Here is a 23,411-nt window from a genome sequence, read left to right as displayed (position 1 = left end):
CCGGCCGAGGAGGAACCGCGTCCTCGGGGGCCGGACGAGGGCCGGACCCGAAGTGTTCTTCCCAGTCGGCGGGGGGAATCGGATCGGGCATCGTCGCCTCCTGGGATGCACGGCACGCGTCGGTACACGTACCAGTCGTATCACTCCAGCGTAGGGGCGGACGCGCCCCGTTCCGGCAGGTACGAGGACGACGCGTACGCAGCACCCCGGGCGGAGCGCCCGCCGCCGAACACCTGGATGCCGGTCGGCCTCCCGCCGGACAGCAGCCGGGCAGCGGCCTCCCCGATCGCCGGTTCCGGCCCCGGCAGCACTCCGAAGGCCGGACCATGCCGCTGCCGGCCGGTACAGCCGTGGTGCCGGTACCGCCGTGGTGTCCGCCGCGTTCTCCCCCGGCGTTCCTGCGGACACTCCGATCAGTTCGTGCGGGCGCCGGCCGGGGTGGGTGGTGCGTCCGGCCGGGGGCGGGCCGAAGCCCTGGGCGCCGCCGCGTTGTCGCGGCGGCGCCCAGGGCCCGGAGCGGAGGTCAGAGCAGCCAGCGGTTGCGGCTGACGAACGGCAGTCGCGCCCAGGCCCTGCCCAGCCCCCATGTGGCGCCGGCGCCGACGGCCGCGAGGGCGATCAGGACGACGGCGTAGACGACGTGGTAGTCCGCGAACGGGTTGGTCGACATGCTCGCCGACCCGTCGGAGAGGTGCTTCGCGGGCGGCCACTCCGCGATCCACATCAGCGCCATCATCACGGTGCCCGCCACGGCGGCGAGCCGCAGTGCGATGCCCGCGGTGAGAGCGAGGCCGATGCCGAGCAGGCCGAGCATGAACAGCCAGTCCGCCCAGGCGGCTCCGGCCCAGTCGTGGAACGTGGACTCCATCGGCCCGACGGCCACCCCGCTGAGGAAGCCCTGGGTGGGCGACCCGCCGTCGATCCAGCCCTTGCCGGACTGCGTGGCGTAGCCGAGACCGAAGGTCTTGTCGAGGAACGCCCACAGGAAGATGAACCCGGTCAGCAGCCGCAGTCCGGCGAACACGTACGCGCTCGTGGCGGTCGCGGTCGTCGTTTCGGCCCCCGCCGGTGCCGTCCCGGCCCTGTGCAGGGAGGGGAAGCGGAACCCTGAGTACCGGTGCGGGTGGTGGTGGACTGCCATGATGGTCATCCCCTTCGAGGGAGCTGCTTTTGAGGTCTTCCCGGTCTCTTTGCGCTTTCAATGTCCCGCATCCGCGGCGTCGGCCGAAGGGGCCGGCAGGCCCGGTCGGCGGTCCGAACGTCCCGTCCCCCGCACCACCGTTCGGACGCTCGTCACCGCATGCGCGTCACTGCACGCGGAACGGGACGCGGCGGCGCACGGACGTGCCGGGGCCCGGGTCGTGCCGGCCATGGGGACCGGCCCGCGGTACCGGCTCGACCGCCGCCGTGATCGCCCTCGCGTTCGACCGGGCCGCCGTCACCCCGCCCGGTCGGCGCCGGGACGCGGAGGGGGTCTCAGGGCGAGGACGGCGAGGTCGTCGTGCCCGTCGCTCGGGTGCCCGTCGGCCAGGACACGGCACAGTTCGTCGAGCGACCGGTGGTGGTGGGCGGAGACGAGGGCCGCGAGTTCGTCCATGCACTCGTCCAGGGGCCGGCGGGGGTGCTCGACCAGACCGTCGGTGAACAGCAGCACCGTGTCCCCCGCCGCCAGCGGGTGGACGTGGTCGGGCCGCGGCAGCGCGTCGTCGACCCCGAGGGGCAGGCCGGGTTCGGCGTGGAGATAGCGGGTGCGCCCCTCGGCGGTGACGACCAGGGGCGGGAGGTGACCGGCGGTGGACCAGTGCAGGTGCCAGTCGTTCCCGTCGGATTCGACGCGGGCGAGGCAGGCGGTGGTGACCGGGGCCTCGGTGATGGCGTGCAGGGTGTGGTCGAGGCGGCGCAGGACCAGACTGGGCGGGGTGCGGCGGTCGTAGAGCAGGGCGCGCAGCATGTTCCGGATCTGCGCCATGGCCGCGGCTGCCGTCAGGTCGTGGCCCAACACGTCGCCGATGATGGCCGCGCAGCTGCCGTCCGGGAGCAGCAGGGCGTCGTACCAGTCCCCGCCCAAGTGGTGGCCGGGGGCGGTGGCGGGCCGGTAGACCGCGGCCGCCGAGAAGGGCGCGAGGTCGGGCAGGGTGGGCAGCAGCAGCCGCTGGAAGTGCTCGGCGGAAGCGCGGGTCCGCTCGAAGAGGCGGGCGTTCTCGATGGCGATGCCCGCCGCACCGGCCAGTGCGGTCACCACGGCCTCGTCCTCGTCGTCGAACGGCTCGCCGTCGAAACGGTCGCACAGGTAGAGGTTTCCGTAGATCCGCCCGCGCGCGCCGATCGCCACCCCGAGCAGGGTGCGCATCGGAGGGTGGCCCGACGGGAAGCCGACGGATTCCGGGTGGCTCTGCAGGTCCCGTACGCGCAGCGGCTCCGGATGGTGGATCAGGTGTCCCAGCAGACCCCGGCCGTGCGGGAACTCGGAACCGGCGAGGTCCTCGTACTCCCCGTCGCTCAGGCCGAGGGGAATGAACTCCTCCAGGGCTGTCGCGTCGTCGTTGAGCACGCCCAGAGCACCGTAGCGGGCGTCGACGAGTTCCATCGCGGTGCTCACGATCCGTCGCAGCACCACCGGCAGCTCCAGTTCCCGGCTGACGGACAGGACCGCGCTCAGCAGGCCCGACATGCGCCATTGTGCTCTGTCCGGGTGGCCGACCCGGTCGGGGCCGCGATCCAGGTCCTTCTCCTCACCGGGGCGGGGGAGCTCCGGGCGCCACCGGCCGTCGTCCCGGGCCACGGCCATCCACCTCTCTTCGCACACCGGGCGCGGGCACCGGATCACGCGCCCCAGAACATCGTGACCCGCGCTCCCGCCTTCCGCACGCAGGCCGACTCCCCGTCTGCGGTGGCGGCAAACCCGTCCGCGCCGCGCGCCCCGTGACGGCTCCCGGCGGGGACGGGCGGGCCCCGGAGCCGGTGCGCGAGGCCAAACCGGGCGGCTGCCGCCGCACGAGCACGCGGAGGGGCAGCGGCCCTTGCCGGGTCTTCCGCGCCGTCAGTCGCGCGTCAGCTCCTGAGCGATGTGTGCGGCCCACGCCTCGATCCGGCCGAAGTCGCGGAAGTCCCCGCCCTTTCCGCTGCGCAGGATCATCCGGGCGACCCAGCCCTTCGCGCCCTCCCGCAGACAGCCGCCGAAGGTGACGTGGTCCCTGGCGTCGAGCCGGACCACGGCCTTCCGCACCCAGGGCACGGGCGGAATCTCCCGCTGCGACGCGGAGGGGTCGAGCGGTCCGCTGCTGAAGAGCCACAGCGGACGTCCGGCCAGGTCCTTGCCGTGGCGGCGGACGAAGCGGCGGGCGTCCCGGTGCCAGCGGCCGGCGTACAGTCCGCCGCCGACCACGACCGCGTCGTACGACGCCGTACTCGGGACGGACCCGGCGGCCCGCGCCTCGGCCGTGAGCCCTTCCTTGCGCAGGACTCCGGCGACGGTCTCGGCGATCTCCGCCGTCGATCCGTTCGTCGTCCCGTAGGCGACCAGCACGTTCTTCGGCATGGCGGTCCGCCTCCTCTCACAGCCCGCGCGGCCGGTGGACGGCCACGCGGCGCGGCACCCGTTCGTTCGACTGTAGCCGGGCACCGCCCAGGCGCCAGCCGAGCCGGTCGAGGGCTCACGGCGATGTTCCCGCCATGGCGTGTACAGCCCCGGCGCGTCGGGAGCCCGTGTCAGCCGCTCGGAGGGACGGGTCTCCCGCCGCGGGCTGATCCCCCGGGTGACCGCGGTGGCTCGGCGCGGACCCGTACTCCGGCGGGGCCGGCGGAGGCACCGGTTCCGGTGACGGGTCCGCCGGCCACGCCGGCTCTCCGGCCGCCGGGGACGAACGGTCCGGCGTTCTCCGCCTCGGCCCGGGGATCCGTCCGGTGGGTCAGTGGTGGGGTACGACGGCCACCGGGCAGTCGGCGTGCTGGATCACGGTGTGGGTGACCGGTCCGGTGCGCGGCAGCCTCGGGCGGTCGGTGAGCCGGTGTCCGACGACCAGCAGTTCCGCACCGGACGCCGCCTTCGCCAGAGCCCTCGCGGGCTTGCCGTCGACCACGGTCTCCAGGACCTCCACGTCGGAATACTTGTCGCGCCACACCTGGAGCACGGCGGAGAGGAAGCACAGCCACTCCTCGGCCCGCTCCGGATCGTCGACCAGGCCGATCTCACCCGGTCCCAGGGTGAGCGGGTCGGGCGCGCGCCAGGCGTGCAGCGCCCTCAGCCGTGTGTGGCGCAGGCGGGCCGCCTCGAAGGCGAACTCGATCACCTCGTCGCACGGCTCCGTGACGTCGACGCCGAGGACCACGTCCCGCCGGCCGGTACCGGGCGTTCCTCCCGCCGTGCCGGCCCGTACGAGGACGACGGGACGGGTGGCCTGCGCCACGACCGAGAGCGCGACCGAGCCCACGAGCAGTCCGGTGACACGGCTCAGCCCGCGCGATCCCAGCACCAGCGGTTCGGCGTCGTCCGCCGCCTTCACCAGGGCGGCGGTCGCCGGTCCCTCGGCCTGCTCGTCGTGCACCCGCACCTCGGGGCAGACGGCCAGGACGTGTTCCTCCGCCTCCCGCAGGACTCGCCGCGCCAGGTGTTTCTCGGCCGCGTGGGCGATCTGCGTCCCGTCCTGGCGCGGGTGCCAGTTGCGCACGTGCAGCAGCCGCAGCGGCCGTCCGCGGCGGGCGGCCTCGCGGGCCGCCCACTCGGCGGCGGCGAGACTCTCGGGGGAACCGTCGACCCCGACAGCAACAGGTGAAAGCATGACGTACACCTCCGGAAAAGGCCCTCTCCCCCGATATCAGGGTCCCGCGGGCGACGGCGGTCGGGCCAGGGGCCACCGGGCCCACCCGGAGGGCCGTCGGACCCATGTCCCCCGCCGGCCCTCGGGACGGCCCCCCGGAGGCGTGCGGTACGACCGCCGCCGGGCACCGCGCGTGGTACGGCAGGGCGCGGCCCGTCCGGCCGGCCCGGCGGGGCGGCCGGCTCCCCGTCCCCGTCAGTCGTGGGGGACCACGGCGACGGGCGCGACGGCGTGCTGGAGCACCGCCTGGGTCACCGGGCCGATGTGGAGTCCGAGCGCGGTGTGACGGGTGCGGCGGCCGACGACGACCAGCGAGGCGTCACGGGAGGCGTCCGTCAGGTGGGTGCCCGGCCGGCCGACCACACACTCGTTCGCCACCTCGACGTCGGGGTACTTCTCGCGCCACGGCCGCAGAACGCCGATCAGCTCCGGCAGCGGTGCGTCGCTCCCGTCATGGATCACGCGGAGGGGCGCGCGGCGCCGGGAGGCGGCGTCGAAGGCGAAGTCCAGGACCGCGTCATGGGGGCTGTGAAGGCCGAGTACGACGTCGCGGTGCCGGGTGCTCCCGGCACCGTCCCGCACGGCCGGGTGCCCGTCCTCCGCGCCCACCAGGATCACGGGCCGCCTGGTCCTGGCCACGACGGCCGACGCCACGGAGGTGAAGAGGAAACCGGCCGCGAGACCCAGCCCCCTCGATCCGAGCACCAGCAGCCCGTGCTCCTCCGCCGCGGCCAGGAGTCCCGTCACGGTGCGACCGTCGACCTGGTCCGCGCCGATCCGCAGACCCGGGTGGCGGTGGGCGAGGCGGCCCCGCACCTCGCGCAGCATGCGCGCCGAGCGGTCGTCCTCCGGCAGCGCGACGGCCTCTCCGGCGAACGGCACGTAGGAGGAGGGCTGTTGTTCGCCGACATGCACGAGGCGCAGTCCGGCCCTGCGCAGGGCGGCCTCACGGGCGGCCCAGTCCGCGGCGGCGAGGCTCTCGCACGAGCCGTCCAGTCCGACGGCGACGGTGGGGGACATCATGGGGGACGCCTCCTGCATGGGGTGGGGTTCCACTCTCGCGGCCCTCGTCGGGCGGCAGGAGGGGCCGCTGGTCCCCGGGTGGGTCCGACCGGCCCTGCTCCGCGTCGCACGGGGCCGGCCGGCCCCGTCGGTCAGGGCCGTCCGGCCCTACGGCCGGCGGGCGGACGGCGGTGTCATGGAAATGAGCCGAGGGCCACACGAGGCACGGAGAAGCGGAGCGAGACCGCGCACCGTGCGATGAGGGTCCGCAAGAAGCGGGCGGCCCTCGGCTCCATCGCCGCCCACCGTGAGGGCCGCCCGTCCACCGGGCCGTGTTGCCCCGTCCACGTGCGACCGGCGCCGTGCTCCGCGAGCCGGGGGATGAGGGGTGGCGCCGTGAGGAGCACCCGTGGGCGGGGGAACCATCCCCGAGGAGACCGCACCGGTCGTTCTCCCCGTACCACCGACCGCGAGAGGGCCCGGTCGGCGTGCGGGTCACCGGCGGCGGTCCGACGAGTACGCCGTGGAGGGCCCGGTCCGCTCCGGGGCGCCGGTGGGCGTCCACGCGGTCGGCACGCGCGCAGGGGTCCCGGCCGACGCGCCGTATCCGGACCGGGCCTGCAAAATGGTGGGGTACGACGGGCGACCGGTCATGAAGCCGTCGTCGGCGAAGGTGACGGCGCCCGGACGGAAACAGGTGTTCCGTCGTCCCGGCCGCACCGACGGGATCGGTCCCGCCGCCGGGCGGCCACCGCGCGACGGGGCGCCTCTGCTGGAGACGGTGATGCGGCACGGACAGCGCACCGGTGTCAGGTCCCGGCTCGACGAGTGCCCGAAGAGGCTCGCCGCGGACCGGGCCGCGCTGCCGCCGTCCGTCCGCCGGGTCCGGGCCACCGTACCGCCCCCGTGCGTCGCCCTCCGGCCGGGCGGGCGCGCCCGCCGGCGAAGTCCGGCGCCGTGTCACCGGGCAGACGGAGGGCCCGGCGCAGGGGACGGGCGAACGGACCGCGTCCGGGCCCCACAGGTCCGTCGCGGGCCGAGGAAGGAGGGCACATGTCGCACACCCTGGAATGGAAAGCCCGCCTCTACCTCTTCGAGGAGGAGGGAACCACGAAGGCCCGAGCGGTGGTCGACACCGGAACCACGGTGCTCACCGGTCACGGGGCCGCGCGCCGGAACCCGGCGGACCCGGACGTACCGGAGATCGGCGACGAGCTGGCCGCGGGCAGGGCCATGCAGGATCTCGGCCGGCAACTGCTGGACATCGCCGAGCGCGACGTCCGGGACACGGGCACGGCCCGGCCGGACCCCCGTCCGGCCGTCGGGTGGCCGATGTGACCGCGTTCCACGCCCCGGCCTGGAACCCTCCGGGTCCGGGGCCCGCCCGGGGTACCCGGCCCGGTGAACAGCGGATCCGTCTGCGCGACCGGACGCGCTGCGGATCGGACACCGAGGAGGACGACCGATGACGCTTCCAGTGCACCGCGGCAGGGGTTCCGTCTCCGGATGGGACCCGCTCCGGGAGTTCGAGGAACTGCGCACCCGGATGGACCAGTTCATGCACTCCGCCCTCCCGTTCCCCGGCAGTGCCTTCTCCGGGGGCGGGGCGTGGGCGCCGCCTGCCGACGTCGAGGACACCGAGGACGCCTACCTGGTGGAGCTGGAGCTCCCCGGCGTCGACAAGGACCGGATCACCGTGGAGGTGGGGGACGGCGAACTCGACGTCCACGGAGAGATCGAGGAGAAGGAGCGCACGGGCGTGCTCCGCAGGCAGGCGCGGCACGTCGGGGAGTTCGACTTCCGCACGAGTCTGCCTTCCCACGTCGACACCGAACACATCACCGCGGAGTTGGCCAATGGAGTGCTGACGGTGCGCGTGCCCAAGGCCGAGAAGGCCAAGCCGCACCGGATCGAGATCTCCGGCTGAGCGGGAGGAGCGGGGCCGGCCGCGCGGACCGTACAGCCGCGACGGGCCGGTACCCGCCTCCTCCGTTTCCCGGCGGTCCGTCGTGAAGAGCGTGTCAGGGGGGCCAGTCGGATGCATCGGCATCTTGAGGAAGGGACGGCGGCCATGCGAGCCCACCTGGGCGATCAACTCGTCATCGAGAGTCCGGCCACCGGCGTCACCAGGCGCGACGGCGAGATCGTCGGACTGCACCACGCCGACGGCACACCCCCGTACGACGTGCGCTGGTCGGACACGCACGAGGTGACGCTCGTCTTCCCCGGGCCCGATGCGCATGTCAGGCACCTCGGACACGAAACCGGCCCCGGTACCGCCCCCGGTACCGGTACCGGCGCTCCCAACCCGGGCGACATCGGCCGACGGCTGGCCACCGAACGCGAACGGCAGGGCCTGTCCCGGGAGGAGACGGCGCGTCGCGCCCGGATGGCGCCGGACTACCTCGCGTACCTCGAGGAACACCCGGGCGATCCGAGCCTGGCGACCCTCGTCAGGCTGGCCGCGGCGCTGGGCACCAGCGTGCAGGCACTGCGCGGAGGCGGCAGCGACCTGCCGCCCGGCCAGGGCACGGCGCTGCTGCACCCGCGGCTCCACGACCTCGCACCGGAGGAGTGCCGCGCCCTGCTCTCCACGCACGGTGTCGGACGCATCGCGGTCGCCACGCCCGAGGGGCCCGCGGTCGTCCCCGTCAACTACGAGGTCGTCGACGACGCGATCGTCTTCAGGACCGCGCCCGGCTCCGTGCCCGCGGCGGCCGTGGGATCGGACATCGCCTTCGAGGTCGACCACCTGGACGAGGTCATGAGCCGGGGCTGGAGCGTGCTGGCCGTCGGCCCGGCGCGGACCGTCACCGAACCCGCCGAGGTGCGACGGCTGACGGAACACGCCCACACCACGCCGTGGGCCGGGGGCGAGCGCGAGATGTGGGTGTCGATCCGGCCCACGCGCCTCACCGGACGTCGCATCACTCCGGCCGACCAGTGAGCAGGAGGCTCCGGTGAACCAGCGAGCACTGCCGGACGAGCGGGTGACGGCCCTCGTGCGCGACGCGGCCGCCGCTCCGTCCATGCACAACGTCCAGCCCTGGCGCTTCCGCTACTCCCGCGGCAGCCGCACCTTCCGGGTGCACGCGGATCCCGGCCGGGTCCTGCCGCACGCCGACCCGCAGCAGCGGGCCCTTCACCTCGGCTGCGGCGCCGCCCTGCTGAATCTGCGCGTCGCGCTGGTCCACGAGGGATGGCACCCGGAGACCCGGCTGCTGCCCGATCCGGCCGATCCGACGCTGCTCGCCGTCGTACGGCCCACCGGCCTCGGCAGCGGGGAGAGCGGGCTCGCCGCGCTGTACCCGGCCATCGCCCAACGGCACAGCAGCCGCTACCCCTTCGACGAGACGGAAATTCCCCCGCGGGTGCGCACGGCCCTGGCCGACGCCGCCGATCGTGAGGGTGCGGTGCTCGCCTTCCCGTCCTCCTGGCACCTGCAGGAGGTGCTGGACCTGCTGGAGGAGGCCGAGGCCCGCAATCTCACGGACCGCGGCAGCGACCAGGACCTGGCGCGGTGGACCCGCATCGGCACGCCGTCCGCCGTGCGCACGGCTCCCGACGGGGTGCCCGACTACGCCTTCGGTCCGCGCAAACTGGGCGGCAAGGCGCCCATGCGGGACTTCGCCGGGAACAGGCCGGTGGCCGGCCGTGCCGCGGTCGAGTTCGAACGCAGCCCCCAGCTGGCCGTCCTCAGCACCCCGCGCGACCTCCCGGAGGACTGGCTGCGCGCCGGCCAGGCCATGGAACGCGTCCTCCTGCTGGCCACCCTCGAAGGCCTGTCCAGTTCCTTCGCCACCCAGGCCCTCGAGTGGAGCGACCTGCGCTGGCCGCTGCGCGACCCCGTGTCCGGGACCGGGTACACGCAGATCGTGCTGCGCCTGGGATACGGTCCCAAGGGCCCCGACACCCCGCGGCGTCCGGTGCCGGACATCCTCGACATCGAACCCTGACCGGCGGGCCTTCGGCTGCCGGAGGGCCGCGCGGCTCTCCTGCCCGGCGTCCGCGTGGAGGACGACGAGGGATTCGCCGCCGGAACGCGGCCGCATCCCGGGGACGGCGGCCGACCCGTCGGAGGTTCCCGCGTGCCGCTGGTCCGGAGCGGCACGCCGCCGGTCAGGCGTCACCCCCGCGGTGCGGCACCACGACGACCGGGCAGGCGGAATGGTGCAGCAGCCCGTGGGCGACCCGGCCGAGCCGGAGCCCGACGTGCCCGTCCCGGCGCCGGGCGCCGACGACCAGCAGGTCGGCCCGGTACGAGGCGTCCAGGAGGACCCGGCGGGCGTGGCCCTCGGCGGTGCGCCGGTGCACCCGGAGGTCCGCCGGGACGTCCCGCAGCGCCCTCTCGAGCTCCTCGGCCGCGCGTTCCTCGTGCAGGCGGGCAGGCTCACCGGTCATCAGGGCGTGGTCGGTGCTCTCGCGCGCGGGGCACCGCCAGGCCCGTACGGCCTCCAGGGCCGCCCCGCGCCGTCGTGCCTCCTCGACGGCGAAGCGCACGGCCGCCGGCTCCTCGACGTCCTCGCCCACTCCGACGACGACGCGGCCGTGCGCCGGTGGCGTCGCCCGGTTGTCCTGGCTGCCGCGCAGCACGATCACCGGGCAGTCGGCGTGGGCGGCGACGGCCAGGCCGACGGAGCCGAGCAGCATCTCGGCGAGGCCGCTGCGCCCCCGGGCGCCCACGACCAGCGCGGCGGCGCCGCGTCCCTCGCGCACGAGGGCGTACTCCGGTTCCTCGGGCACCACGTCGGCGGTCACCCGCAGGCCGGGGTGCCGGGCGAGGGCGCGGCGGGCGCCGGCGTCGGCGACGTCCCGCGGCGACGGCGGCCCCGCCGGACGGCCGATGTCCCGGGCGAGCGCGGCCCCCTCGTACCGGTCCCACAGGGAGGCGTACACCACCCGCAGCGACACCCCGCGCAGTACCGCCTCGTCGGCCGCCAGGTCGACGGCGCGCAGGCTCGGCTCGGAGCCGTCCACGCCCACGACCAGAAACCCGCCGTTTCCTCGTCCGACGGCTGTGTTCATGATCCTCGGTCCTTCGTTCCGGGCGCTCAGTCGTGCGCGACGACGGCGACGGGGACGGCGGCGTGGTGCAGCACCGCATGAGTGACGAGTCCGATGCGGGTGCCCACATGGCTGCGCCGGATCCGCCGGCCGACGACGACCAGCGAGGCCTCGCGGGAGGCGTCGATCACCCGGTCGGCGGGGCTGCCGGAGCGCGACTCCTCGATCACCTCGACATCCGGGTACTTCTCCCGCCAGGGGCTCAGGACCGCGGCCAGGGCGGTGGCCTGCCGACCGCCCGGATCGGCCATGAGCGCCGGGTAGGCGGGCACGGCGTAGGCGTAGTACGGCGGCAGGTTCCAGCCGTGCACGGCCTTCAGCGCGGTGCCGCGGCGGGCGGCCTCCTCGAAGGCGAAAGCGATCACCGAGTCGTGGGGGTGGTCGGCGTCGAGACCGAGCACGACGGGCCGGTACGCGGCGGCCGCGGGCGGTGTGCCCGCGGGCCGCCTCTCGTACTCGCCCGCGGCGTGCCCGCCGGAGCGCACGAGAACGACCGGCGTCCCGGTACGGGCGATCACCGGCATGCCCACGGACCCGACGAGGAAGCCCCCGACTCCGCTCAGTCCGCGTGAGCCGAGGACCAGCAGCCCGGCGTCCCCGGCCACCTCGGGGAGCACGTCCACGGCGTGTCCGGGGATCTGTTCCACGGCCACCTCCAGCCCCGGGTGGCGCGAGCGGAGTCCCGCGGCCGCTTCGCGCGGAAGACGCTCACTCCAGTGCCTGTGGGTGTCGCCCATGAGCGGCGCCTCCGCCACGGGCGGCGGAACGGGTTCCCAGACGTGCACCAGCAGCAGCCGCGAACCGCGCAGCTCCGCCTCACGGGCCGCCCACTCGGCGGCGGCACGGCTCTCGAGCGAGCCGTCGAAGCCCACCGTGACGGTGCGGGACATGACATCCACCTCCTGAGCCGGGGTTCTCCGATCCCAGGATGCCGACGGGGGGACGTCATGGTGCAGAGACCGCAGGTCCCCGGCCGTGGGCCGAAGGGCCCCCATGACCACCGGTCTTCGGGGCGTGGTGCCGGCAGGGCTGACGGTCCATGGTCCCCGCGGTACGCCGAGTGCGTGAGGGGTGCGCAGGACGGCGGGCCGGTCCTGCGCGCCTCACCGGACGGACCCGCCCGATGCGAAGTCCTTGTCCCCCACTCCCGGGAAATGCACTCCAATGGCTCCTTTTCCGGCGTTCTGTTGAGCACGCGGCCACGGCTGTCATTAGCGTTTCCACCGGACGGAGGGCCTGTCATGAATGGATTCGGACGGGATTCGCCACGACCCGAGCGAGCATGACGCACTTCCCCGGTGATTCCGCGGGCCTTCTCGTGTGTTCCCGCCCACGGTCCCCGGAAATGCTCTGGCGCCTTCCTCCTGTCGACCGACCCACCACCTCGCCGTCCGGCCGCATCGGCTTCGGGCAAAGCCCGGGCGGCACCGACCCCGTTCGTTCCCACACACACGGAGGCAACCATGGGCTTCGCCGGCCGCCCCTTCATATTCCTCGCCGTTGGGGTCCTCGGCTGCTCTGCCGGGCTCGCTCTCATCGGATCCGCGTCGGCCGACGTGGTTCCCCGGAAGTCAACCTCGACCGCGGCAGCCCGCCCTGACGGCGGCTCATCGGCGAAAAGCCGCGTCATCCGCGTGGAGGCCCGGCTGCAAGTCGGCGAGGAGATCGACCTGGGCGCAACGGGCCGCAGTGTCGGCGACCAGTTCGTCTTCAGCGGGGATCTGGCGTCGGCCGAGGGAGCCGAGAAACGTTCCGTCGGACGCTTCGGCGGGTTCTGCGTCGTCACCGACCTCGAACGCAACGCGGGACAGTGCACGTCGACCGCGGCGCTGCCGGAAGGTCAGATCACCGTCCAGGGCGAGCAGACCGGAATTCCGGCACCGCTCCCGGTCGTCAACGCGATCACCGGAGGCACCGGGGAGTTCCGTGAGGCGCACGGCCAGATGACGCAGCGGTTGTTGACGCCGGCGACCTGGGACCTCACGTTCGAGGTTTCCGACGTGCGGCCTCGTCGGGCCGGGGACGGTCGCGGTCCGTCCGAGGTGCCGGGGCCCGTGCCTTCGTCCTTCCCCGGCAAGTAGCCGCGTCGGATGGTGTCGACGCCGTCCCGGACGCGGTGGCCAAAGGGACGGTGCCGGCCCTCACCAGGTACCGGAAAGTCCCTGCCGCCGTGAGCGCGCCCATGCGGAGACGACGCGCGGCGCCTCGGGAAATCGCACCCCTCACCCCCATGGAGACGTCGTGATCAAGAACTCCCGCACACTCACCGGTTGGGGCGTCACCCTGGCGGCCACCGCCACGGCCGCCCTCGTCACGGCCGGCGCGACCACCGGGGGTCCGCCGAACCCGTCGCCTGCCGACCCGCAGACCCGTCCGACGGCCGGTCAGGGGAAGGAGACGCAGACCGGGTCCCGGACAACGGAACGCCGGCGGATCGCCACATCGGTGCTGGACGGGGACTTCACGTTCACACTCACCGCCCTGCGGTCGCGGACCGATCCGCTCGCGGCATCCGTGCAGCTCCAGGTCTTCACCTTCGAGGACGGCGCGTGGAGGGAGTCGGACCGCGCTCCGGTCGGCGAGGCGGACTCCTGGTTCTGGTTCCCGCTGACCGGCCGCCACGCGGTGTGCGAGTTCTCCACCTCCGGCACGGAGCCCGCACCGGTCGCCGTCAGCCTGCTGATCACGCCATCGATCGGCTGCTCACCGACCGCGAACTTCCGCATCGACAACGGGCGGATCACCCCTGCCTGACAGCGGCCGGGGGCCGGTGATCCACGCCGCCGCCGTCACAGGATCCGCCCCTACCGCTTCGACCGTCGCGCGAACCCGTGCCCGGGCGCCGGAGAGACCCCCGGTGGGGTCGAGGAGTTGACCCGGTCGTGGCAGGCGCGTGCCGAGGGCCGCCGGGAGCCGGCGGCCGGAGGGCGGCGACGAAGTCGTCGGCGGTCGTACACAGTTCAAGTACTGCCGGGCGGTGATCTCCCACTCCTTTGCACATGCATCTCCCATCTGCAAGCATCGGTAGCAGGAGAACTTCACGAACAGCAGTGCGCCGTACATCATCCGCGCGCATTCCCCGGCAGAGCCGACGCCTTCGTCCGAACGCCGTCCTTTCTGCCTCAGAACCGTGTCTCAGACACCACCGCCAGCATCAGACCGGGCCAGGAGGCGGATCATGGCCACGGCGGAAATCGCTTCCGAACGAGAGTCGGACCATCTGTCGCAACTGACGATGGCCGCGGCACGCTACGCGAACCGAACCGAAAGGCGGGAGGAGAACCGATCCGTTCTCGAGAGGCGTGGCCCGCTGTACGCGGACACACCCGAGCGGGTCGAAAAGCGGCTGGCGCGCCTCGGCGCCGACTGGGCCATGGCCCGGGCGATCGAGCGGACGCCGACGGAACCCGCAAGCAGCGCGGGAAGCACCCTGCGCCTGCCCCCGGAGGCCTTCACCGGCGAAATGCTGGGACTGGAACGCCTGATCGGACGCAACAACCTCACCCCGGTCGCGTTCCTGGAGGAAGGCGTCCAGGTCTCCCGCTCGGTCGGCCGGATCACCATCAACGGACCGGGAGGCGGACACGGCACCGGCTTCATGGTGTCCCCCTCCCTGCTGCTCACCAACAACCACGTGCTGCGCGACACGGAGGAGGCGAGCCGCAGCGAGGTCGCGTTCGCGTTCCAGGACGGCATCGACGGGAGGCCGCTCGTACCGGCGGTCTTCCCGCTGGAACCGCTCCGGTTCTTCGTCACCGACCGGGCGCTGGACTACAGCCTCGTCGCGGTGGCCCCGCACGGTTCTCGGGGCGAGGACCTGTCGTCGTTCGGCCGGTTGGTCCTCAGCGAGGCCGAGGGGAAGGTCGTCATCGGGGAGTTCGTCAACATCATCCAGCACCCCCGGGGTGAACCCAAGCAGATCGCGCTGCGCGAGAACCAGATCGTCGACGTGCTGGAGCGCTTCCTGCACTACGAGTCCGACACCCGCGAGGGCTCGTCGGGTTCCGCGGTCTTCAACGATCAGTGGGAGGTCGTCGCACTGCACCACTCGGCCGTCCCGAAGACCGACGCCGAGGGCCGGCCGCTGAGCATCGACGGCACGGTGTGGCGGCCGGAGATGGGCGAGCAGCAACTGGCCTGGCGGGCCAACGAGGGGGTGCGGATCAGCCGCGTGCTGCGGGCTCTGCACGAGGTGCCGCTGTCCGGTGAGGCGGCCCGGCTGCGGGACGAGGTGTTCACCACGGGGCTCACTCCGTCCCCCACGGAGAGCGCCCCTGCGACGCCCTCCCCCAACGGCGGGTCCACCCGGCCGGGGACCGACGGCTCACAGGCCCGGGCGCAAGAACGGACGCAGGCGGCCGACGGCACCACCCAGCTCACCGTCCCGCTGCGGATCACCCTCGGCTTCGATGCGCCCCTGTCCTCGCAGGCCGCCCTCCTCACCCCGCTGCCCGCGCTCGCACCGACGCCGAAGGCCCCGCCGCAGGCGCCCCCGGCCGGAAGGCCGGACGTCGTGTCGGCGGTCGAGAAGGACGTCGACGCGGCCCTGCTCAATCATCGGCTCACGCGGGAACGCCCCTACTACGACCGGGCCGCGGACTTCGCCGCACGCGACGCGTACTACGCGCACGTCGGCACCGGCGACGGTGACGCCCTGCGCCGTGCGCTGACCACGCTGCTGACGAAGACCCACGAGCCCCGGCCCAGGTACCAGCCGATGAGGCTGGTGTACCCGTGGGTCGACCTGCACAAGGACGGCCGGCTGCGCAGCGTCTACTCGGGCAAGGACTTCTCCGCCGAGGAGCTCATACGGGCGGACGCGGCCGTGGCGGAGGCCCGGCTGGCCCGAGTGGAGGAACTCCTGTTGCAGGAGAGCACGGCGGGTCCGGCCGAGTTCGAGGCGGAGTTCGACGCCCTGGAGGCGTCCATGCCGTTCAACTGCGAGCACGTGGTGCCGCAGTCGTGGTTCGCCAGGAAGGAACCGATGCGGGGCGACCTGCACCATCTGTTCGCGTGCGAGGTGGGCTGCAACAGTTTCCGCGGCAACTTCCCGTACTTCGACTTCCCCGACTTCCACGAAGCGGTCCGGGAGGCCTGCGGGATGCGCGAGACGGTGGGGTTCGAACCGCGGGAGGGCAAGGGCGCGGTCGCCCGTGCCACCCTGTACTTCCTGCTCCGCTATCCGGGCCAGGTCGGCGACGCGGCGCGCGAGTTCCCCGAGGACCGGCTGCCGGTCCTGCTGCAGTGGCACGAGAGCGAGGCGGTCACCGAGTACGAACTGCACCGCAACGCGGCCATCGCGGAGATCCAGGGCAACCGGAATCCGCTGATAGACCACCCCGAGTGGGCACGCGAGATCGACTTCTCCGGCGTCTGGCCCTGAACCCTGCGCCGGGACCCGGCCGGTCCCCGGTACGCGGCGGCTTCCGGCGGAGAGCCGCGTCACTCCCGGGAGAACGGCGGAGCCCCGGGTCGCGGCGCGGAGTGGTCCGTGCCGCGACCTGCCGGGACAGGCGGAGGACCGGCTCCGCCGGAGCCGTGGAGGAGGAGCCGAAGAGCACCGGCGATCACCGGGGCCGCCCTCGAAGGCGGTCCCGGCTCCGTGGCGTGGTCCGCGCCGGTGACCGCTCGGGAAGCATCCGGGCGAACCGCGGCGAGGGCGCGACGCCCAGTTCCTCGTTCAACAACCGGCGGAACGCGTCGTAGTGGCGCACCGCTTCGCTGATGTTGCCCTCCGCGAGATGCGCCGACACGATGGCCCGATGCGCGCTCTCCCGCAGGGGCTCCGTGCGCACGCCGGCCCAGGCGGCCTCCAGCGCCAGGGCCGGCCTGCCCTGCCGTATCAGGGCCTCGGCCAGCGCGTCGAGCGCGTGCAGTCGCAGTTGCCGCAGGCGTTCACGCTCCACCAGTACCCATTCCTCGTCCCACCCCGGCAGCAGGTCCTCTCCGGTCAGGAGTCCCAGTGGCGGACGGGTACGAAAGGGCGGACCGCGGTCTTCCAGCACGTCGAGCGCCGTCCGCGTGAGGAGGTGGACGTCGACGCGCACGGCCGGGGCGACCAGCAGTGCGTCTCCGCGGCACCCGATCAGGGGCGGCTCCCCGTGCGGCAGCTTCCACAAGGTGGTGCGCAGGCTGCCCCGGGCGTGTTCCTCGGTGACCTCGGGCCACAACGCGCCGGCGAGGACCGTGCGGGACACCCGGCCCCGCAGCCCCAGGAACGCCAGCAACCGCTGGCCGTTGCGGCACAGTTCGACGGTCCCGGTACCGAGCTCCAGCCGGAACTGGCCGAGCAACCGCAGTTGGGGAGGAGACACCGAGTTCATCGCCTCGCTCACAGTGTGCCGCGTGAACGCACTTCCGGAGGCTGCCCGGCCTCGTCGACGGTGCGCCGTCACCGCCGGTCCCCCGGGTGTGGTCCCGGGGACGCGCCGTGTCCTCCGAGGAGGCGGTCACTACCAGTTTCAGACCCTCGTCCGCGCTGTGCAACCCCGCCCGGCGACGGCACGCACGGCTTCTCGTGGTCGTCGGACGGCACCGTCCCCCGAGCGCGTCTCCCGGGTCGATGACGCCAGGATGACGTCGCGCTGACGGTGATTCCGTAGCGTCGGACACGACGACCGCGTCGGCGGCGGCCGATTCCCGCGGCCGGTGACATCGGCGCGGACGTGCCGCCCCCTGTACGGCTGCCGCCGATTCCCGTGGGGCGGCCCTTCCGAGTCCGTCCAACCCATGCTCCGGAGGACATCATGACGGGCCTGACCGAGGACAGGACACCCACTTTCATCCAGCATGCCGCGGAACCGGTCCGCGCCCACCTGGCCACTTCGCAGCCGTTGAGCAGCTTCCTCGAAGGCGCGGGCACCCTGACCCTGGAGGAGCGCCGCCTCATCGTCGATCAGGCACTCGTCCTGCTGGACCAGAACTACGTCCATCTGCCGCTCAAGACCGCGATGCACGCCGTGAACCCGGTCCAGCGCCTGCGGGTGCTGCGCCGGCGCCTGGAGCGGCAGACGCCGCAGACCATGCCGCCGGAGTGGCTCTTCCACGCCGAGATGTCGGAGGTCTTCCACTCGCTCAGGGATCTCCACACCAACTACCTGCTTCCCGAGCCCTTCACGGGCAGGATCGCCTTCCTGCCGTTCCTCGTCGAGCAGTACACGGACGCGCGGGGTCCTCACTTCATGGTCACCCATGTGGCCGAGGGCTTCTCCGCACCCGGCTTCACGCCCGGTGTCGAGATCACCCACTGGAGCGGCATCCCCGTCTCGGCGGCCGTCGACCTGAACGCGGCCCGGTTCGCCGGCAGCAACGCCCCCGCCCGGCGCAGCCGGGGCATCCAGTCGCTGACCGTGCGGCCGCTGCGCATCCACCTGCCTCCTTTCGAGGAATGGGTGACCGTCAGCTACGTCGACGAGAGCGGCACGCCGCGTGAACTGCGCGAGAACTGGCGGATCGTGGAGAACCTGCCTCCCCTGGTGAACGCGGACGCGATCAGCACCGCGGCCCTGGCCCAGGGCCTGGACCTCGACGCGGACGAGGCGGGCCGGGCCAAGGTGCTGCTCTTCGCCCCCCGGGTCGTCGCCCAGGAACAGGCCGTCCGGGCCGACGAACCGGCGCCCGGACTGCGCCCGGACGAGATCGCCACGTTCATGCCCAAGGTGTTCAAGGCCCGGCACGTGGACACGCCCTCCGGGCGGTTCGGCCACATCCGCATCTTCACGTTCAACGTGGACGACCCGGTGCGGTTCCTCCGGGAGTTCGTCCGCCTCATCGGACAGCTGCCCCAGAACGGGCTCGTCGTGGACGTCCGGGACAACGGCGGCGGTCACATCCACGCCGCCGAATTCGCCTTGCAGGTCCTCACCCCCCGCCGGATCGCCCCCGAGCCGGTGCAGTTCGTCAACACCCCGCTCAACCTGCGCATCTGCCGCAGGCACCAGGGTTCCTCCGGCATCGACCTGGGCTCCTGGGTCCCCTCCCTGGAACAGGCCGTCGAGACTGGCGCCGCCTTCTCGAGCGCCTTCCCCCTCACCCCCGAGGACGGTGCGAACGCCATCGGGCAGCAGTACTTCGGGCCGGTGGTCCTCATCACCAACGCACGCTGCTACTCGGCCACCGACATCTTCGCCGCCGGTTTCCAGGATCACCGGATCGGTCCCGTGCTCGGTACCGACGAGAACACCGGCGCCGGCGGTGCCAATGTATGGACCCACCAGTTCCTCTCCGACCTCCTCGAAGGCGACCGGGCCACGCCGTACGTACCGCTGCCGAAGGGGGCCGGCATGCGCGTGTCCGTCCGCCGCACCCTCCGGGTCGGCGCCCTGTCCGGCACGCCCGTGGAGGACCTGGGTGTCGTCCCCGACGAACTGCACCGGATGACCCGCCGGGACCTCCTGGAGGACAACGCCGATCTCTTCGACCGGGCGGGCCTGCTCCTCGAGGACCGGGAGCCGCACACCGTGTCCGTCACGGACGCCGTTTCCGTCGACGGCTCCCTGAAGCTGAAGGTGGAGGCGACGAACGTCGATCGCGTGGACGTCTACGTCGACCGCCGACCGTACGCGTCGGCCGATCTCACCGAAGGCCGAGCCGATGTGACGGTGCCCGCCTCGGCAGCCGCCCGGGCAGCCCGCATCGACGGCTTCGAGGCCGGCCGGTTGGTCGCCAGCAAGACGGCACAGCTCCCCTGAAGCGTGCCGCGGAAGGCCGTGAGCAGGCCGTCTCCCGTGTGCCGAGTGGCTGCGGCCCGCAGGCGGCGCCCTCGTCCCGGTCCGTGACCACAGGAAGGTGCTTCCTCGCCCGACCACCGGTTCCCGATGAACGTGTGGGCCGGCCCGGTCGGCCCGATGCCGGGACCGGTCGGCCCGATGCCGAGACCGGTCGGCCCGATGCCGAGACCGGTCGGCCCGATGCCGAGACCGGTCGGCCCGATGCCGAGACCGGTCGGCCCGGTGCCGGCGCGCGGACCCACGTCGTCGTCGACGCCGCGGCCTCGGGCGCTTCCGCGTCTCCGTCGCGTCCGGAGTATTGACGCCCGATGATACAACTCAATAGTTTCAGTATCTTCGATTCACAAGGAGGGTGCTCCCCATGGACTCCAGCGCGGCCGGCGCCACCACGATCCGCTCCGGAGAGGGCCGCACGCGCCGGAGGCGCAGCGCCATGACGCCCGCCCCCCGCACCAGGGCCTTCGCCGCCACGGGGGAAGCCTTCACGACCTTCGCCATCCGCGGCACCGCGTAGCCACGTCACCCGGCTCACCGGCGGCATCGTCGTCCCCGCCCGAACGTCGGCGCTCCCCCGCACCGCGAGCCGGTGGCCGAGATTCCGACAGGAGGGATCACCATGGGCCGCTACAGTCGACTCCGTCGCATCAGGCAGATGGACCCGCAGCAGGACTTCGAGCAGATCTACCGGTGGATCACCCACTACGAGTTCCCGCGCGACTACCTCCACGGGACGTCGATCGCGTTCCTGCGCGACTACGGCGTCCCGCGCATCTCCCGGCTCCTGGACCGCACCCAGGAGTTCGAACGTGCCGGCCAGAAGCGGTACGACGACACGGTGCTGATCACCTACGAGATGGTCCGCGAGGGGATGGGCTCGGAGCACGGCCGGGCGGCCGCCCGCCACCTGAACCGCATACACGGCCGTTACCGGATCCCCAACGAGGACTTCCTCTACGTCCTGGCCACCACGGTGGTGGGGCCGAAGCGGTGGATCGACCGGTTCGGCTGGCGGCGCCTGTCCGAGCAGGAGACCGAGAGCCTGGCGCTGGTGGGCCGGCGGATGGGCGAGATGATGGGCATCTCCGGCGTGCCCGGCACCTACGCCGCGTTCGAGCGGCTCCACGACGACTACGAGCGGGAGATGTTCGCGTACGACCCCGCCAACCGCAGGGTCGCCGCGGCCACCCTGCGGGTCCTGGCCTCCTGGTACCCGGCCCCGGTACGGCGGCTGGCGTCCCGGGTTTCGCTCGCCGTCCTGGACGAACCGCTGCTGACGGCGCTCGGCTTCCGCCCGGAGCCGCGCCGGCTGCGGATCGCCGTCCACCGCGCGCTCCGCGCCCGGGCCGCGCTGATCCGCCTGCTGCCCGCGCGGCCGGAGTGGTTACCGCGCAAGCCCAAGGCGCGCACCTACCCCTTCGGCTGGACCCTGGACGACTTGGGTCCGCACTGGGCGCACTCCCGTCCCCCGGCCCCGCTCCGGGACGAGGCGTCGCCGGAGGGGGCCTCCGTTCCGGCGCAGTCGTCCGCCCCCCGTGTTCCCCGTCAGGAGACCCGATGACCGAGACCGCCCCGGCCGCCGCACCCCGCGCCGCGACCTTCACCACGTACTCCCCCGCGACCGGCGAGCCGATCGCCGAGCACCCGGTGGACGGGCCGGAAGAGGTCTCCCGCGCCGTGACCCGGGCCCGGAGCGCCCAGGCCGGCTGGGCGGCGCTGCCCGCGTCCCGGCGCCGTGACCACCTGCTGCGCTGGAAGAAGGCCCTCGCCACCGACCTGGAGGCCGTGGCCCGCACCATCGCGGAGGAGACCGGCAAGCCGGCCGGTGACGCCGCGCTGGAGGTCGTGCTCACGCTGGAGCACCTGGGCTGGGCCGCCCGCAACGCCGGGCGCGTGCTGCGCCGGCGGAAGGTGGGCACCGGTCTGTTCACCGTCCACCAGCGGGCCTCGCTGGTGCACCGGCCGCTGGGCGTGGTCGGCGTGATCGGCCCCTGGAACTACCCCCTGTACACCCCGATGGGCTCCATCGGTTACGCCCTGGCCGCCGGGAACGCCGTGGTCTTCAAGCCGTCCGAGCTGACTCCGGGCACCGGGGTCCTGCTCGCCGAGCTGTTCGACGCCGCCGTGCCCGGGCACGCCGGGCTGCTCACCACCGTCACCGGCGCGGCGTCCACCGGGGACGCCCTGGCCCGGTCCGGGGTCGACAAACTGGCGTTCACCGGTTCGCCGGGGACGGCCCGCAAGGTGATGGCGGTGTGCGCCGAGTCGCTGACGCCGTTCCTCGCCGAGTGCGGCGGGAAGGACGCGGTGATCGTCACCGCGGACGCGGACCTGGAGGCGGCCGCCGACGCGATCGTGTGGGGCGCGCTGAGCAACGCGGGCCAGACCTGTGCGGGGGTGGAGCGCGTCTACGCGGTGCGTGAGATCCACGCGGCGCTGTGCGAGCGGGTGGTCGAGCGGGCCGGGGCGCTGCGCCCGGGCGGCGGGGCGGACGCCTCCTACGGCCCGATGACACTGCCGGGCCAGGTCGCGGTCGTCGAGCGGCATGTGACCGGTGCGGTCTCCGCGGGTGCGCGGGCCCTGCTGGGCGGGCCCGAGTCGGTTCGCGCTCCGTACGTCGCGCCGGTCGTGCTGACCGGCGTTCCGGAGGACGCGGCGGCGATGGCGGAGGAGACCTTCGGGCCGGTCGTGGCGATCAACCCGGTGGCCGACGTGGACGAGGCGGTGGAGCGGGCCAACGCCTCGCGTTACGCCCTGGGGGCCTCGGTGTTCTGCCGGAGCGGGCGCGCCGGGGCGGCGATCGCGGCGCGCCTGCGCGCGGGGGCGGTGTCGGTGAACTCGGTGCTTGGCTTCGCGGCGGTGCCGGCGCTGCCGTTCGGCGGTTCGCAGGACTCCGGCTTCGGGCGGATCCACGGCGCGGAAGGGCTGCGCGCCTTCACCTCCGTGCAGTCGACGACGGTGCAGCGGTTCGCCCCGCCGATCGCGCTGACCTCCTTCGGGGTGCCGGCCGCCACGCGGGAGCGCGCCGTGCGGCTGGCCCGGGCACTGCACCGGCGCCGCTGAACGGCGTACGGCGTCCGCCGGCCCGGACCCGTCCGAACGGGCGGCCCGGGCCGGGCCGGGCCGGTCAGGCTTCCAGCAGCGGGGCGAGGTAGCGGCGGGCGAAGGCCCGGGCCTGGTCCTCGTCCTCCATCTCGATGCAGCTGGCGGGGTTGAGCAGGAAGGAGACGGCGACCCGCACCATCAGCTCGGCGACCGGACGCGGGTCCTCGTCGGGACGGCCCTCGGCCTGTTGCGCACGGCGCAGATGGGCCGTCAGGTACTCGACGGTGGCGGAGAGCGAGGAACTGCCCTGCACGGTCAGGTAGGGAAGCACCACCTCGGGTTCGAGGCGCAGCAGGCCGCCGAAGAGCGGATGGGCGCGGGTGTGGCGCAGGGCGACCACGAAGCCCTCGACGACCCGCTCCTTCATGGTCGGCAACGCCGCCACCGCCGCGTCCAGCCGCTGGAAGAACCGGCTGAGCTCGCGCAGCAGGGTCTCCTCGACCAGCTTGTCCTTGGTCTGGAAGCGCCGGTAGACGGTGACCCGGGAGACCCCGGCCCGCTTGGCGACGTCGTCCACGGAGGAGCGGCGCAGCCCCAGGAGGGTGAACTGCTCCAGCGCGGCGTCGAGGATCCGCCGCGCCATGTGGTCCTCCGGCTCCGGCTGGGCGAGGGCCCGGGCGAGCCACGAGTCGTTCGTGTCAGTTCTCATGGTGCTTCTCACGATACCGGCGAACGGCTCCCCGGGATGTCGTGAAAC

The 23,411-nt window shown here is 73.4% G+C and carries 20 protein-coding genes; 11 read left to right on the top strand and 9 right to left on the bottom strand.

The genetic code is table 11. The annotated features are described in order from the left end of the window. Positions 1–523: 523 nt before the first annotated feature. The 5 genes from ACFY3N_RS19425 to ACFY3N_RS19405 all read right to left on the bottom strand — a co-directional run bounded on the left by ACFY3N_RS19425 (position 524) and on the right by ACFY3N_RS19405 (position 5,840). Complete coding sequence (locus ACFY3N_RS19425) at positions 524–1,141, bottom strand: hypothetical protein (protein ID WP_390817919.1); 618 nt, start codon at positions 1,139–1,141, stop codon at positions 524–526. A gap of 297 nt (positions 1,142–1,438) precedes the next feature. After that, positions 1,439–2,788 carry a PP2C family protein-serine/threonine phosphatase gene (locus ACFY3N_RS19420; RefSeq protein WP_390817918.1) on the bottom strand — a complete coding sequence of 450 codons (1,350 nt, stop codon included), beginning with the start codon at positions 2,786–2,788 and terminating at the stop codon, positions 1,439–1,441. Between the two features lie 252 nt (positions 2,789–3,040). Next, entirely contained in the window at positions 3,041–3,538 is a 498-nt protein-coding gene (locus tag ACFY3N_RS19415; RefSeq protein ID WP_390817917.1) for a flavodoxin domain-containing protein, read from the bottom strand. Between the two features lie 370 nt (positions 3,539–3,908). Further along, positions 3,909–4,778 carry a universal stress protein gene (locus ACFY3N_RS19410; RefSeq protein WP_390817916.1) on the bottom strand — a complete coding sequence of 290 codons (870 nt, stop codon included), beginning with the start codon at positions 4,776–4,778 and terminating at the stop codon, positions 3,909–3,911. 234 nt (positions 4,779–5,012) lie between these two features. Further along, the gene (locus ACFY3N_RS19405) at positions 5,013–5,840 is read right to left on the bottom strand and encodes a universal stress protein (RefSeq protein WP_390817915.1); all 828 of its coding nucleotides are present in this window, start codon (positions 5,838–5,840) and stop codon (positions 5,013–5,015) included. A gap of 1,032 nt (positions 5,841–6,872) precedes the next feature. On the opposite strand from ACFY3N_RS19405, the gene ACFY3N_RS19400 reads away from it, so the two are divergent. The 4 genes from ACFY3N_RS19400 (at position 6,873) to ACFY3N_RS19385 (ending at position 9,775) form a co-directional block, all read left to right on the top strand. After that, positions 6,873–7,157, top strand: a complete 285-nt coding sequence (locus ACFY3N_RS19400) for a DUF1876 domain-containing protein (protein WP_390817914.1) — start codon at positions 6,873–6,875, stop codon at positions 7,155–7,157. Positions 7,158–7,284: 127 nt separating this feature from the next. Beyond that, positions 7,285–7,746 (top strand): Hsp20/alpha crystallin family protein, encoded by a 462-nt coding sequence (locus ACFY3N_RS19395; protein WP_390817913.1) that lies wholly within the window; start codon positions 7,285–7,287, stop codon positions 7,744–7,746. A 144-nt stretch (positions 7,747–7,890) separates the two neighbouring features. Next, positions 7,891–8,766 (top strand): pyridoxamine 5'-phosphate oxidase family protein, encoded by an 876-nt coding sequence (locus ACFY3N_RS19390; protein ID WP_390817912.1) that lies wholly within the window; start codon positions 7,891–7,893, stop codon positions 8,764–8,766. Positions 8,767–8,779: 13 nt separating this feature from the next. Beyond that, complete coding sequence (locus tag ACFY3N_RS19385; RefSeq protein WP_390817911.1) at positions 8,780–9,775, top strand: Acg family FMN-binding oxidoreductase; 996 nt, start codon at positions 8,780–8,782, stop codon at positions 9,773–9,775. A gap of 163 nt (positions 9,776–9,938) precedes the next feature. Here ACFY3N_RS19385 and ACFY3N_RS19380 read toward each other — a convergent pair whose 3' ends face one another. Together ACFY3N_RS19380 and ACFY3N_RS19375 are read right to left on the bottom strand one after the other, a co-directional pair. Continuing rightward, complete coding sequence (locus tag ACFY3N_RS19380) at positions 9,939–10,844, bottom strand: universal stress protein (RefSeq protein ID WP_390817910.1); 906 nt, start codon at positions 10,842–10,844, stop codon at positions 9,939–9,941. A gap of 26 nt (positions 10,845–10,870) precedes the next feature. Continuing rightward, on the bottom strand, positions 10,871–11,773 hold the full coding sequence (locus tag ACFY3N_RS19375) for a universal stress protein (RefSeq protein ID WP_390817909.1): 903 nt from the start codon (positions 11,771–11,773) through the stop codon (positions 10,871–10,873). A gap of 573 nt (positions 11,774–12,346) precedes the next feature. Here ACFY3N_RS19375 and ACFY3N_RS19370 point away from each other — a divergent pair. From ACFY3N_RS19370 to ACFY3N_RS19360, 3 genes are all read left to right on the top strand, one after another. After that, on the top strand, positions 12,347–12,964 hold the full coding sequence (locus ACFY3N_RS19370; RefSeq protein WP_390817908.1) for a hypothetical protein: 618 nt from the start codon (positions 12,347–12,349) through the stop codon (positions 12,962–12,964). Positions 12,965–13,124: 160 nt separating this feature from the next. Further along, a complete protein-coding gene (locus tag ACFY3N_RS19365; protein WP_390817907.1) occupies positions 13,125–13,637 on the top strand; it encodes a hypothetical protein in 513 nt (170 codons plus the stop codon). 424 nt (positions 13,638–14,061) lie between these two features. Further along, positions 14,062–16,266 carry an endonuclease gene (locus tag ACFY3N_RS19360; RefSeq protein WP_390817906.1) on the top strand — a complete coding sequence of 735 codons (2,205 nt, stop codon included), beginning with the start codon at positions 14,062–14,064 and terminating at the stop codon, positions 16,264–16,266. Positions 16,267–16,450: 184 nt separating this feature from the next. On the opposite strand, the gene ACFY3N_RS19355 is transcribed toward ACFY3N_RS19360, so the two are convergent. Next, positions 16,451–17,206, bottom strand: coding sequence for a BTAD domain-containing putative transcriptional regulator (locus tag ACFY3N_RS19355; RefSeq protein WP_390818089.1), 756 nt, complete (start codon positions 17,204–17,206; stop codon positions 16,451–16,453). 423 nt (positions 17,207–17,629) lie between these two features. Between ACFY3N_RS19355 and ACFY3N_RS19350 the strand changes: the two genes are divergently transcribed. The 4 genes from ACFY3N_RS19350 (at position 17,630) to ACFY3N_RS19335 (ending at position 22,672) form a co-directional block, all read left to right on the top strand. Continuing rightward, on the top strand, positions 17,630–19,573 hold the full coding sequence (locus ACFY3N_RS19350) for a S41 family peptidase (protein WP_390817905.1): 1,944 nt from the start codon (positions 17,630–17,632) through the stop codon (positions 19,571–19,573). 400 nt (positions 19,574–19,973) lie between these two features. Next, entirely contained in the window at positions 19,974–20,126 is a 153-nt protein-coding gene (locus tag ACFY3N_RS19345; protein WP_390817904.1) for a hypothetical protein, read from the top strand. Positions 20,127–20,228: 102 nt separating this feature from the next. Continuing rightward, positions 20,229–21,170 carry an oxygenase MpaB family protein gene (locus ACFY3N_RS19340; protein WP_390817903.1) on the top strand — a complete coding sequence of 314 codons (942 nt, stop codon included), beginning with the start codon at positions 20,229–20,231 and terminating at the stop codon, positions 21,168–21,170. After that, complete coding sequence (locus ACFY3N_RS19335) at positions 21,167–22,672, top strand: aldehyde dehydrogenase family protein (RefSeq protein ID WP_390817902.1); 1,506 nt, start codon at positions 21,167–21,169, stop codon at positions 22,670–22,672. Before ACFY3N_RS19340 ends, ACFY3N_RS19335 begins: the two co-directional genes overlap by 4 nt. 64 nt (positions 22,673–22,736) lie before the next feature. Here the strand turns inward: ACFY3N_RS19335 and ACFY3N_RS19330 are convergent, their stop codons facing one another. After that, on the bottom strand, positions 22,737–23,363 hold the full coding sequence (locus ACFY3N_RS19330) for a TetR/AcrR family transcriptional regulator (RefSeq protein WP_390817901.1): 627 nt from the start codon (positions 23,361–23,363) through the stop codon (positions 22,737–22,739). Positions 23,364–23,411 lie beyond the last annotated feature (48 nt).

Source organism: Streptomyces sp. NPDC000348, from assembly GCF_042898795.1.
Lineage (GTDB): Bacteria > Actinomycetota > Actinomycetes > Streptomycetales > Streptomycetaceae > Streptomyces.
The sequence above is the reverse complement of the archived record's forward strand: the minus strand, read 5'-3'. Positions and strand labels throughout refer to the sequence as shown.

Excerpts from the sequence above, each read along its gene's own strand:
- ACFY3N_RS19370 (WP_390817908.1), top strand. The coding sequence starts at position 12,347 with ATGGGCTTCGCCGGCCGCCCCTTCATATTCCTCGCCGTTGGGGTCCTC.
- ACFY3N_RS19415 (WP_390817917.1), bottom strand. The coding sequence starts at position 3,538 with ATGCCGAAGAACGTGCTGGTCGCCTACGGGACGACGAACGGATCGACG.
- ACFY3N_RS19375 (WP_390817909.1), bottom strand. The coding sequence starts at position 11,773 with ATGTCCCGCACCGTCACGGTGGGCTTCGACGGCTCGCTCGAGAGCCGT.
- ACFY3N_RS19360 (WP_390817906.1), top strand. The coding sequence starts at position 14,062 with ATGGCCACGGCGGAAATCGCTTCCGAACGAGAGTCGGACCATCTGTCG.
- ACFY3N_RS19410 (WP_390817916.1), bottom strand. The coding sequence starts at position 4,778 with ATGCTTTCACCTGTTGCTGTCGGGGTCGACGGTTCCCCCGAGAGTCTC.
- ACFY3N_RS19425 (WP_390817919.1), bottom strand. The coding sequence starts at position 1,141 with ATGGCAGTCCACCACCACCCGCACCGGTACTCAGGGTTCCGCTTCCCC.
- ACFY3N_RS19395 (WP_390817913.1), top strand. The coding sequence starts at position 7,285 with ATGACGCTTCCAGTGCACCGCGGCAGGGGTTCCGTCTCCGGATGGGAC.
- ACFY3N_RS19355 (WP_390818089.1), bottom strand. The coding sequence starts at position 17,206 with ATGAACTCGGTGTCTCCTCCCCAACTGCGGTTGCTCGGCCAGTTCCGG.
- ACFY3N_RS19380 (WP_390817910.1), bottom strand. The coding sequence starts at position 10,844 with ATGAACACAGCCGTCGGACGAGGAAACGGCGGGTTTCTGGTCGTGGGC.
- ACFY3N_RS19390 (WP_390817912.1), top strand. The coding sequence starts at position 7,891 with ATGCGAGCCCACCTGGGCGATCAACTCGTCATCGAGAGTCCGGCCACC.
- ACFY3N_RS19420 (WP_390817918.1), bottom strand. The coding sequence starts at position 2,788 with ATGGCCGTGGCCCGGGACGACGGCCGGTGGCGCCCGGAGCTCCCCCGC.
- ACFY3N_RS19400 (WP_390817914.1), top strand. The coding sequence starts at position 6,873 with ATGTCGCACACCCTGGAATGGAAAGCCCGCCTCTACCTCTTCGAGGAG.
- ACFY3N_RS19405 (WP_390817915.1), bottom strand. The coding sequence starts at position 5,840 with ATGATGTCCCCCACCGTCGCCGTCGGACTGGACGGCTCGTGCGAGAGC.
- ACFY3N_RS19335 (WP_390817902.1), top strand. The coding sequence starts at position 21,167 with ATGACCGAGACCGCCCCGGCCGCCGCACCCCGCGCCGCGACCTTCACC.
- ACFY3N_RS19345 (WP_390817904.1), top strand. The coding sequence starts at position 19,974 with ATGGACTCCAGCGCGGCCGGCGCCACCACGATCCGCTCCGGAGAGGGC.
- ACFY3N_RS19340 (WP_390817903.1), top strand. The coding sequence starts at position 20,229 with ATGGGCCGCTACAGTCGACTCCGTCGCATCAGGCAGATGGACCCGCAG.
- ACFY3N_RS19330 (WP_390817901.1), bottom strand. The coding sequence starts at position 23,363 with ATGAGAACTGACACGAACGACTCGTGGCTCGCCCGGGCCCTCGCCCAG.
- ACFY3N_RS19350 (WP_390817905.1), top strand. The coding sequence starts at position 17,630 with ATGACGGGCCTGACCGAGGACAGGACACCCACTTTCATCCAGCATGCC.